The 10,393-nt window shown below is 59.7% G+C and carries 10 protein-coding genes and 1 riboswitch; of the genes, 5 read left to right on the plus strand and 5 right to left on the minus strand.

Annotation, left to right across the window (positions count from 1 at the left end; translation table 11 throughout):
• Positions 1 to 71 precede the first annotated feature (71 nt).
• Positions 72 to 917, minus strand: a complete 846-nt coding sequence (gene metF, locus B7L09_RS19470; RefSeq protein WP_094470221.1) for a methylenetetrahydrofolate reductase [NAD(P)H] — start codon at positions 915 to 917, stop codon at positions 72 to 74.
• A gap of 167 nt (positions 918 to 1,084) precedes the next feature.
• Positions 1,085 to 2,494 (minus strand): adenosylhomocysteinase, encoded by a 1,410-nt coding sequence (ahcY, locus tag B7L09_RS19475; protein ID WP_094470222.1) that lies wholly within the window; start codon positions 2,492 to 2,494, stop codon positions 1,085 to 1,087.
• 21 nt (positions 2,495 to 2,515) lie between these two features.
• A riboswitch (S-adenosyl-L-homocysteine riboswitch) is annotated at positions 2,516 to 2,618 on the minus strand.
• Positions 2,619 to 2,815: 197 nt separating this feature from the next.
• Between ahcY and B7L09_RS19480 the strand changes: the two genes are divergently transcribed.
• Positions 2,816 to 3,220 carry an acyl-CoA thioesterase gene (locus tag B7L09_RS19480; protein WP_094470223.1) on the plus strand — a complete coding sequence of 135 codons (405 nt, stop codon included), beginning with the start codon at positions 2,816 to 2,818 and terminating at the stop codon, positions 3,218 to 3,220.
• Between the two features lie 180 nt (positions 3,221 to 3,400).
• Positions 3,401 to 4,288 carry a formate/nitrite transporter family protein gene (locus tag B7L09_RS19485; protein WP_094470224.1) on the plus strand — a complete coding sequence of 296 codons (888 nt, stop codon included), beginning with the start codon at positions 3,401 to 3,403 and terminating at the stop codon, positions 4,286 to 4,288.
• A gap of 19 nt (positions 4,289 to 4,307) precedes the next feature.
• Here the strand turns inward: B7L09_RS19485 and B7L09_RS19490 are convergent, their stop codons facing one another.
• Positions 4,308 to 5,555 carry a cation:proton antiporter gene (locus B7L09_RS19490; protein WP_094470225.1) on the minus strand — a complete coding sequence of 416 codons (1,248 nt, stop codon included), beginning with the start codon at positions 5,553 to 5,555 and terminating at the stop codon, positions 4,308 to 4,310.
• Between the two features lie 177 nt (positions 5,556 to 5,732).
• Complete coding sequence (locus B7L09_RS19495; protein ID WP_094470226.1) at positions 5,733 to 6,902, minus strand: MFS transporter; 1,170 nt, start codon at positions 6,900 to 6,902, stop codon at positions 5,733 to 5,735.
• Between the two features lie 282 nt (positions 6,903 to 7,184).
• On the opposite strand from B7L09_RS19495, the gene B7L09_RS19500 reads away from it, so the two are divergent.
• Together B7L09_RS19500 and B7L09_RS19505 are read left to right on the plus strand one after the other, a co-directional pair.
• Entirely contained in the window at positions 7,185 to 8,018 is an 834-nt protein-coding gene (locus B7L09_RS19500; RefSeq protein ID WP_094470227.1) for an EamA family transporter, read from the plus strand.
• 40 nt (positions 8,019 to 8,058) lie between these two features.
• The gene (locus B7L09_RS19505; RefSeq protein ID WP_094470228.1) at positions 8,059 to 8,442 is read left to right on the plus strand and encodes an MAPEG family protein; all 384 of its coding nucleotides are present in this window, start codon (positions 8,059 to 8,061) and stop codon (positions 8,440 to 8,442) included.
• 143 nt (positions 8,443 to 8,585) lie between these two features.
• Here B7L09_RS19505 and mltA read toward each other — a convergent pair whose 3' ends face one another.
• Positions 8,586 to 9,770 carry a murein transglycosylase A gene (gene mltA, locus B7L09_RS19510; protein WP_094470229.1) on the minus strand — a complete coding sequence of 395 codons (1,185 nt, stop codon included), beginning with the start codon at positions 9,768 to 9,770 and terminating at the stop codon, positions 8,586 to 8,588.
• A 129-nt stretch (positions 9,771 to 9,899) separates the two neighbouring features.
• Here mltA and B7L09_RS19515 point away from each other — a divergent pair, with 129 nt between their 5' ends.
• On the plus strand, positions 9,900 to 10,349 hold the full coding sequence (locus B7L09_RS19515; RefSeq protein WP_094470230.1) for a c-type cytochrome: 450 nt from the start codon (positions 9,900 to 9,902) through the stop codon (positions 10,347 to 10,349).
• The last annotated feature ends 44 nt before the right edge of the window (positions 10,350 to 10,393 follow it).

Consider the following 10,393-nt stretch of genomic DNA (forward strand, 5'->3'; position numbering starts at 1 on the left):
AAATTTAAAACAAAAAGGCCCTCGTCAATGCGAGGGCCTTTTGTTTTAAATGCACCGCAATCGGGCAAGCCTCAGCGTGGCAGCTTGAGGTTGTTCCAGATGGCCAGGCTGGGTTCAGCCTGGTTCAGGGTGTAGAAGTGCAGCCCTGGTGCGCCACCTTGCAGCAATTGTTCACACATCTCGCTGATGACCTGCTCGCCGAACGCTTGGATGCTCTTGACGTCGTCGCCATAGGCTTCCAGTTGCTTGCGCACCCAGCGTGGGATTTCAGCACCGCAAGCGTCAGAGAAGCGCGCCAGCTTGCTGTAGTTGGTGATCGGCATGATGCCCGGCACGATCGGGATGTTTACACCCATGGCCCGTACACGCTCGACAAAGTAGAAGTAGCTGTCGGCGTTGAAGAAGTACTGGGTGATCGCACTGTTGGCGCCGGCGTTGGCCTTGCGCACGAAGTTCTGCAGGTCGTCTTCGAAATTGCGCGCCTGGGGGTGCATCTCCGGGTAAGCCGCCACTTCGATGTGGAAGTGATCGCCGCTTTCTTCACGGATAAAGCTCACCAGGTCATTGGCGTAGCGCAGCTCGCCGCTGGCCATGCCCATGCCGGACGGCAGGTCGCCACGCAGGGCGACTATGCGCTTGATACCGGCGGCCTTGTATTGAGTCAACAGGCCGCGCAGGTCGTCCTTGCTGTCGCCAACGCAAGACAGATGCGGTGCGGCCGGGACTTTCACTTCGCTTTCTAGCTGCAACACGGTGTTGAGCGTGCGATCACGGGTCGAACCGCCAGCGCCATAGGTGCAGGAGAAGAAATCGGGGTTGTACGTGGCCAGCTGACGGGCAGTGGCGAGTAGCTTTTCATGCCCAGCATCGGTCTTGGTCGGGAAGAACTCGAAGCTGTAGCGACGGTCTTGGGACATGGGGGAGGTCTCCAGCTGCAAGTTGCAAGCTTCAAGCTGCAAGAGGGCGGCGTGCCGTTCTTGTAGCTTGAAGCTCACAGCCAATAGCTGCTTAAAGAGCGAGGAAGTGACAAGCCCTCAGCACAAACGCTTTTTCTTGCCGCTTGTAGCTGAAAGCTTGCAGCTGCTTAGTACCGATAAGCGTGCGGCTTGAACGGACCTTCGACGGTCACGCCGATGTAGTCGGCCTGGGTCTTGGTCAGTTGAGTCACTACGCCGCCGAAGCCGCGGACCATTTCCAGGGCCACTTCTTCGTCGAGTTTCTTCGGCAGCACTTCCACGGTCAGGCGCTCGGCTTTCTGGGCTGGCGACAGGTCGGCGTACTTCTGGCCGAACAGGAAGATTTGCGCCAGTACCTGGTTGGCGAACGAGCCGTCCATGATGCGGCTTGGGTGGCCGGTAGCGTTGCCCAGGTTCACCAAGCGGCCTTCAGCCAGCAGGATCAGGTAGTCGTCGTTCTGCGGGTCGAAATCACCAGCACCGGTGCGGTGAACCTTGTGCACCTGTGGCTTCACTTCTTCCCATGCCCAGTTCTTGCGCATGAAAGCGGTGTCGATTTCGTTGTCGAAGTGACCGATGTTGCAGACAACGGCACGCTTTTTCAGGGCTTTGAGCATGTTCGCGTCGCAAACATTCACGTTACCGGTGGTGGTTACGATCAGGTCGATCTTGCCCAGCAGCGCTTTGTCGATGCTTGCTTCGGTGCCGTCATTGACGCCATCGATGAACGGCGAAACCACTTCGAAGCCGTCCATGCAGGCTTGCATGGCGCAGATCGGGTCTACTTCGGAGACTTTAACGATCATGCCTTCCTGACGCAGGGACTGGGACGAACCCTTGCCCACGTCACCGTAGCCGATCACCAGGGCTTGCTTGCCCGACAGCAAGTGGTCGGTACCGCGCTTGATGGCATCGTTCAGGCTGTGACGGCAGCCGTACTTGTTGTCGTTCTTGCTCTTGGTCACCGAGTCGTTGACGTTGATGGCCGGGATTTTCAGCTCGCCCTTGGCCAGCATGTCCAGCAGGCGGTGTACGCCCGTGGTGGTTTCTTCGGTCACGCCGTGGACGCGGTCGAGGATCTGCGGGTACTTCTTGTGCAGCAGCTCGGTCAGGTCGCCGCCGTCGTCGAGGATCATGTTGGCGTACCATGGCTTGCCATCCTTGAGGATGGTTTGCTCCAGGCACCACTCGTACTCTTCTTCGGTCTCGCCTTTCCAGGCATAAACCGCGATACCGGCAGCAGCGATAGCAGCAGCGGCCTGGTCTTGAGTCGAGAAAATGTTGCAGGACGACCAACGTACTTCGGCACCCAGGGCAACCAGGGTTTCGATCAGCACGGCAGTCTGGATGGTCATGTGGATGCAGCCGAGGATCTTCGCGCCTTTGAGCGGCTGCTCAGCGGCGTACTTGCGGCGCAGACCCATCAGGGCAGGCATTTCGGATTCGGCGATAAAGGTTTCGCGACGGCCCCAGGCAGCGAGGGACATATCGGCGACTTTGTAGTCGGTAAAACCTGCAGGCGTGATTACAGCGCTCATGAAGAGCCTCCATTCGTAGTGTGCGAATGGGCGCCGTTGTGCGTTTAGTATCCGGCCGANCNAGGCCNGNCAACGCCCCATCCGAGCCTGACAGGTCGAGCCTGCTGCAGCGCCCCTCGGACAGGTGGCGGGAGAACGGTAGCAAGTGAACGTTACCGTTTTGAAACGGTGGCGATTATAGCGGGCTATTCTTATCTTCCAAAGCGTTTCTGTCAGTCAATGTCCGAACGGTAATCGAGACCATAGTCGATGCTCATAGAGCTTGGGCCGACGCTCTGCCATGATGTTGCCCATCATTCGGCAAGACGCATTGGAGTGACTATGAACTTTCACACCCGCAAATGGGTAAAACCCGAAGACCTCAACCCCAACGGCACCCTGTTCGGCGGCAGCCTGCTGCGCTGGATCGACGAAGAGGCGGCCATCTACGCCATTGTCCAGTTGGGCAACCAGCGTGTGGTGACCAAGTACATCTCCGAAATCAACTTCGTCAGCGCCTCGCGCCAGGGCGACATCATCGAGCTGGGCATCACCGCTACCGAGTTCGGCCGCACCTCCATTACCCTGACCTGTGAAGTGCGTAACAAGATCACCCGCAAAAGCATCCTGACCGTGGAAAAAATNGTCTTCGTCAATCTGGGTGAAGACGGCTTGCCCGCGCCGCACGGGCAGACCGAGATCAAGTACGTCAAAGACCAGTTCAAGGACGACGGCATCCACGAATAAACGCGTCATCTGTGGCGAGGGAGCTTGCTCCCGTTCGGCTGCGTAGCAGTCGTAAATCCATCGATGTGGTTTGCCCCCCAAGCTCCCTCGCACTAGGTTTTAATTCGTTTTTGGGGGCACTGAACAGCTCCGAGCCGCGCGTGTCGTACCTACATGACACACCACCGGTTCCGGAGCGCTATGGACATCAAGCAAGACGGCAAGACCCCAAACCTGTCGCCGGAAGAACGGCACGAGGTCGACAAGAACCAACCGCCCCGCGCGGCGGTTCTGCATGAAATCATTCGCACCCAGGGCGATCAGGAGCTGGAGCGCACGGTAGCGGCGCTGTGGTGGTCGGCGCTGGCGGCCGGCCTGACCATGGGCCTGTCGTTGATGGGCATGGGGCTGCTCAACTCGCGCCTGCCCGAAGGTGAAGCATTCAAGGTGATTGCCAGTTTCGGCTATTGCGCGGGTTTTCTCGCCGTCATCCTGGCGCGCCAGCAACTGTTCACCGAAAACACCCTGACGGCCGTGCTACCGGTGATGAGCAAACCGACACTGAACAATTTCGGCCGATTGCTGCGCCTGTGGTCAGTGGTGCTGGTGGGCAACCTCTGCGGCACGCTGCTCGTGGCCTACGTGATGCTCAATCTGCCGATTTTCGACAGCAAGACCGACCTGGCCTTCCTTGAGATTGGCCGCAAGGTCATGGAAAACGACCCTGGCCAGATGTTCGCCAAAGGCATTATTTCCGGCTGGATGATCGCCACCATGGTGTGGATGATCCCGTCCATGGAAAGCGCGAAGATGTTCATCATCATCCTGATCACCTACCTGATGGCGCTGGGGGATTTCACCCACATCGTGGTTGGCTCGGCCGAGGTGTCGTACCTGGTGTTTGCCGGCGAACTGCCCTGGAAGGACTTCTGGCTGATGTTCGCCGGGCCGACGCTGGCGGGGAACATCATCGGTGGCAGCTTCATCTTCGCGCTGATCAGCCACGCGCAGATTCGCAGCGAGAGCGGCCCGCCCAAGAAGACGACGGAGCAGGGTTCGGAGCCTGATCCGCAGAAGAGCAAAAAGTAATCAATGATGCCGGGCCTGTTCAGCCGGACACNGGTTCATCTTTGGTCACGTGTTTGACCAGCTTACCGATGCTCAAGCCCTGCAACAGGATCGACGACAGCACCACGATGTAGGTGATGCTCAGCAACAGGTCGCGCTCCGGGCCCAGCGGCAGGGCCAGGGCCAGTGCCACCGAAACCCCGCCACGCAAGCCACCCCAGGTGAGAATGCGGATGGTGCCGCGTGGCACCGTGCGCCAGCGGCGCAGCAACAGAATCGCCGGGGCCACGGTTAGCAGGCGTGACAGCAGGATCGCTACGGCGAGCAAGCTGGCGGCGAATACGTGCAGCCAGTTGAACGGCAACAGCAGCAGCTCCATGCCGATCAGCGCAAACAGCAGAGCGTTGAGCATGTCATCGAGCAGTTCCCAGAAACCATCCAGGTAGCGCCGGGTCATGTCGTTCATCGCCAGTTTGCGGCCCAGGTTGCCGATGATCAGCCCGGCCACCACCATCGCAATCGGTGCGGAAACGTGCAGTTCGCTGGCCATCGCCGAGCCGCCAATGACCAAGGCCAGGGTCAGCATCACTTCGATCTGGTGCTGCTCGATGCTCTTGATCATCAGGTACACCAGGTAGCCGATGAGCCCGCCAAATGCCACGCCGCCAATGGCTTCATGGGCAAACAGCATGGCGGTGGCGCCGACGGTTGGCGTTTCGCCCAACTGTGCGATGCCGAGCAGCACGGTGAACACCACAACCGCCGTGCCGTCGTTGAACAGCGACTCGCCGACGATGGTGGTTTTCAGGGGTTTCGAGGCGTTCGCGGTTCGCAGCACACCCAGCACTGCAATCGGGTCGGTAGGCGAGATCAACGCGCCGAACAACAGGCAGTAAAGGAAGCTCACGTGCCAGCCAAACAGGGCAAAGATGTAGTACGCCAGGCTGCCGATCACCACGGTGGCGATTAATACGCCGAAGGTTGCGAGTAAGCCGATGGGCCAGCGATAACTGCGCAGGTCATTCAGGTTGACGTGCAAAGCGCCGGCGAACAGCAGGAATGACAGCATCCAGTTCATCAGCAAGTCGCCGAAGTCGATCTGGCCGATCAACTGCTGGATACGCGCTTCCAGGCCGGGGTAGCCGATAACGCTCAGGCCTTGCAGGATCAGGGAAAACAGCAGGGCCGTGACCATCACGCCGATGGTGGGCGGCAGGCCGATAAAACGGAAGTTCACATAGGTGAGCAGGGTGGTGAGGCAGATGAAGGCGGCGACAAGTTCAAGCATCCGGGGTCCTTGGAGGAGAGTGACAGGTTGTTAATGGGTGGATGGACCGCAGCCGTGGCGGGATGTTGCAATCCACGCAGCAAAAGGCGGGTAGAACCTTTCNGAATCTGTGTTCACTGACGATNTCGGAGCCTGATCCGCAGAAGAGCAAAAAGTAATCAATGATGCCGGGCCTGTTCAGCCGGACACATTGACCGCAGCCACTGCGCGACGTTGCAGGTAGATATAGAGCAGCGCGGTCAGCACCGTCAGGCCACTGACCAGCGCGCCGGTCCACGGTAGATCCGCCAGATCCGCACCGCTGGCAACCACCAGCCCGCCGATCCAGGCACCCGCCGCATTACCGAGATTGAAGGCGCTCTGGTTCAGCGTCGAGCCAAGGTTCGGCGCTTCATGCGCCTGATCGATGATCAGCAGTTGCAGAATCGGGCACAGGGCAAACGCGAAAATCCCCCATAGCACTAGCGTGATCGCCGCCGGAATCACCGAGTGACTGGTCTGGCTAAAGGCAGCCAATACCACCGCGACGGCCAGCGCCATGCCCACCAATGAAGGCAGTAATCGACTGTCCGCCAGGCGACCGCCCAGCATGCTGCCTGCCGTCAGGCCGACGCCAAACAACAGCAGCATGATTGTCACGCCGTGCGGACTGACTCCGGTGATGTCCTGCAGGATAGGCGCGATGTAGGTGAACACGCTGAAGAGGCTGGTCGACGCCAGCACGCTCATGCCCAAGGCCAGCAACACATTGACCTTGCCCAGCACTTTGAACTCGCTGGCGAGGTTGGCCTTGTCCATCGCGATGTCCTTCGGCAGCCAAAGCCACTGCGCGAGGGCTGCAATCACGCCGATCACCGAGACCGCCCAGAACGTCGAACGCCAACCGGCGTATTGCCCGAGCGCGGTGCCCAATGGCACGCCGAGCACGTTGGCCAGCGTCAGGCCGGTGAACATCATGGCGATGGCCTGCGCCCTTTTGTTCGGCGCGACCAGGCCGGCCGCGACCACCGAGCCGATGCCAAAAAACGCACCGTGGCACAACGCGGTGACCACTCGCGCGGCCATCAACGTGGCGTAGTTCGGCGCCAATGCGCACAGCACGTTGCCGAGGATGAACATCAGCGTCATGCCTAACAGCGTGGCTTTGCGCGGCATGTTGGCGGTGCCGATCGCGAGGATCGGCGCGCCGAACACTACGCCCAGGGCGTAGCCGGTGATCAGCAGGCCGGCGTGGGGAATGCTCACGGCGAGGTCGCGGGCGACGTCGGGCAGCAGGCCCATGATGACGAATTCAGTGGTGCCGATGCCGAACGCGGCAACAGCGAGGGCGAGCAGGGCGAGTGGCATGCGCAAGGTCTCTGTCGGTAGTCTTGACGCTCTGATCAGGCATGCGCGTGCCGATGGCCGTTCTCGATGAGCGCGGGCAGGGGCAGAAATTATTGGAATTAGTCTGTGCGCAACTGAGTGCGGCGTGGTCGCTTGCAGTATAAACAGCTGCTGACCTATGGCGAATCAATTATCCCTCGCCCCTTGTAGGAGCCGGCTTGCTGGCGATGCAGGCACTGCGGTGTACATCGCCAGCAAGCCGGCTCCTACAGGGCACGGGGATCAATAAAAAAGGAGTGTGTTGTGCTTGCGACGGCTTTGGTGTTGGTGGCGGCGCTGTTGCACGCGACGTGGAATACCCTGATCAAATTCAGCGCCGAACGGCTGCTGGTGGTGGCCTGCATGGACAGCGTCGCGATGCTGTTTGTCGCCCTGATGCTGCCGTTCGTGGCGCTGCCACCGATTGAAATCTGGCCGTGGATTCTGGCGTCGGCGGCGTTCGAACTGCTCTATCGCTATCTGCTGATCCAGGCGTATCGGGTCGGCGACCTCGGGTTGGTCTATCCGTTGATGCGTGGGCTGTCGCCGCTGGTGGTGCTGGCACTGACGCTGATCTTCGCTGGCGAAGTGCTGACGAATCAGCAGATCTTCGGAATCCTGTTGATCCCGTTCGGCATGCTGTGCCTGCTCTGGCAGGGAGGTGGTGGTGCGCGTCTGCCGTGGTCGATGTTGCCGGTGGTGGCGCTGATCGGCCTGTGCATCGGCTGCTACACCTTCATCGATGGCCAGGCGTTAAGGCGCTGGTCGCACCCTCTGGACTATCTGGTCTGGGTTACGTTGCTCAGCGCCTGGCCGTTCCCGTTGCTGGCGTTGGTGCGCAAGCGCCCGGCGTTCATGCTGTTCTGGCGTGAACAGTGGCGACTGGGGCTGGCGGTCGGGTTCTGCGTGTTGTTCAGCTACGCTTTGGTGCTGTGGGCAATGCAGCTGGGGTCGATTGCCGAAGCGGCGGCGTTGCGCGAGATCAGCGTGATTCTGGTGGTGCTGTTCGGCATGCGTTACCTGAAAGAACCTTTCGGCAGGCCAAGGCTCTTAGCCTGTGGGCTCGTACTGATCGGTATTTTGGTCATGAAGTTCTGACGGGTACTCAACATTCTAAAATTGAAGAAAGGACTGCTTTATGACGGTTGCTCTATGGTGCGTTTTGATCGCGATTTTCCTGCCCTATCTTTGCACGGTCATCGCCAAGGTCAGTGGCAGGTTCAGGCTGCAAGACAACCATGACCCTCGGGACTTTCTCGAGTCGCTAAATGGTCTGGGTAGACGCGCGCATGCGGCGCAACTGAACAGTTTTGAAGTGACCCCGGCGTTCGCGACGGCGGTGATTGTTGCGCACCTGGTGGGCACGGCGCAGCTGGTGACGGTCAATGTGCTGGCAGTGCTGTTTATCACCAGCCGCCTGCTGTACATCATTTGCTACCTGGCGGACTGGGCGATGCTGCGTTCGCTGGTGTGGTTCGTGGGCATGGCGTTGATTGCNAGTTTCTTTGTGGTGTCGGTCTGAACATTCTTCGGTGATTGTGAGGGCCTCATCGCGGGTAAGCCCGCTCCCACAGGGTCAATGCGGTCCTTGTGGGAGCGGGCTTGCCCGCGATTGNTGTGGGAGCGGGCTTGCCCGCGATTGCTATTTATCAGTCACCGCAGAATTCAAGGTTTGGCTTTGACCGCATCGGCAACTTGAGGCACTTGCGGCAACGCCGCGCCTTTGGGCCACAGCATCCAGATCTGCCCTTGCTGTTTCATATCCCCGGCCAATTGCCCAGCCGCCTCGCCAGTGCCCCAGAACAGATCCGCACGTACTTCGCCGGCAATCGCACCGCCGGTGTCTTGCGCCGCCACGGGCCGTACCAGTGCAGTACCGTCCGGTTTTGTCGTGGATAACCACAACAGGCTGCCCAGCGGAATCACTTTGCGGTCCACTGCCGCGCTGTAACCTGCCGTCAACGGAACGTTCAGCGAGCCGCGTGGCCCTTCGTTGCTGTCCGGGTTGCGAGTGAAGAACACATAACTCGGGTTGCTGCCCAGCAGTTGCGGGATGCGTTGCGGGTGCGCCTTGGCCCAGGCGCTGATAGCGCCCATGGTCACGTCTTCTTTTTTCAGCTCGCCTTGCTCGACCAGCCAGCGCCCGATGGGACGGTACGGATGGCCGTTCTGGTCAGCGTAAGCGATGCGCAACTGACGACCGTCGTTGAGCTGAATGCGCCCCGAACCCTGGATTTGCAGGAATTGCAGGTTCATCGGGTCGGTCAGCCACGCAACCACTGGCGCCTTGACTCCATTGGTCTCGATCGTTGCCGCATCGTCATAAGGTTTGAGTACGCGACCTTCTAGGCGTCCGCGCAGGCGTTTGCCTTTGAGTTCCGGGTAGATGCTGTCCAGCGAGACGATGATCATGTCCTCGGGCACGCCGTACACCGGAATGTTCGCCACTTCGGTCTGGGTCAGGCTGCCAGGGTAGACCGGCTCGTAATAGCCGGTGATCAAACCGTTGGGATTGTCATTAGCTGCGCGCAGGCCGTAGACATCGAGGTTCTGCTTGAGGAAGCCGCGAATGTCGCTGGCGGTCTGCGGCACATTGGCGGAAGCCGCGCAGGTCGAACCCCAGACCGGGTCAGCCTTGAGTCGGTTGCAGGCGCTGCGCCATGAGCCGAAACCGGCGACAAGATCGGTGTCGGATACCGCCGGCAGCGCTTCCCAAGTGGCACTGGAGTAGGTTGCGAGCGCGTGGGTCTTGGGGGTGTTTTTATCGCCGCCGGTGCAGCCGGCGAGCACGGCCACCATTGGAAGAGTCCACACGAGGTGGTGACGCCATGCCTTGAAGCGGCTGTTCATGGAGTAATTCCTTTGCCGGTTGCCTGAGTGCTCCATGCGCTCAAACAACCCGTATTGATAATAGGGCTATTGGTCTTTGCTGATGACACGAGGATACTGGCCGCCGTTTCCCGTGACCTTGAAGCCATCATGACTTTTAAAAAACTGACCGTGGTATTGCTGGCCTGCCTGACCTTGTCCGCTTGCGGCGGTGTCGATCCGAATTCGCCCCTGGGACAACGCAAGGCGATCTTCAAACAGATGCTCAAGACCGGGGAAGACCTGGGTGGCATGTTGCGTGGTCGTATCCCGTTCGACGGTCCGAAATTTGCCGAAGGCGCCGTGAAGCTCGACACCTTGTCCCGTGAGCCTTGGAAGCATTTCCCGAGCGTGCGTGAAGAAGATCACACCAGCGCCAAGGACAACGTGTGGCAACAGCAGGCACGCTTCCAGGAGTTGGCCCGAAACCTTGAAGCGGCCACCGGTGAATTGGTGATCGCAAGCAAGGTTCAGCCGTACAAGGCCAGTAACCTGGGCCCGGCGGTGCAGAAAGTCGAAGATGCCTGTAGTGCCTGTCATAAAGAGTTTCGGGATCATTGATTCTCGGGTGTGGACTGGGCAAGCCCCTGATTCAGTGGGGTGTT

The organism is Pseudomonas mandelii (assembly GCF_002251635.1).
GTDB classification, from domain to species: Bacteria; Pseudomonadota; Gammaproteobacteria; order Pseudomonadales; family Pseudomonadaceae; genus Aquipseudomonas; species Aquipseudomonas mandelii_B.

What these genes read in the sequence shown, in the direction of transcription:
- metF (WP_094470221.1), bottom strand. Translation starts at nt 917, where the DNA reads ATGTCCCAAGACCGTCGCTACAGCTTCGAGTTCTTCCCGACCAAGACC.
- mltA (WP_094470229.1), bottom strand. Translation starts at nt 9,770, where the DNA reads ATGAACAGCCGCTTCAAGGCATGGCGTCACCACCTCGTGTGGACTCTT.
- ahcY (WP_094470222.1), bottom strand. Translation starts at nt 2,494, where the DNA reads ATGAGCGCTGTAATCACGCCTGCAGGTTTTACCGACTACAAAGTCGCC.
- B7L09_RS19485 (WP_094470224.1), top strand. Translation starts at nt 3,401, where the DNA reads ATGGACATCAAGCAAGACGGCAAGACCCCAAACCTGTCGCCGGAAGAA.
- B7L09_RS19495 (WP_094470226.1), bottom strand. Translation starts at nt 6,902, where the DNA reads ATGCCACTCGCCCTGCTCGCCCTCGCTGTTGCCGCGTTCGGCATCGGC.
- B7L09_RS19515 (WP_094470230.1), top strand. Translation starts at nt 9,900, where the DNA reads ATGACTTTTAAAAAACTGACCGTGGTATTGCTGGCCTGCCTGACCTTG.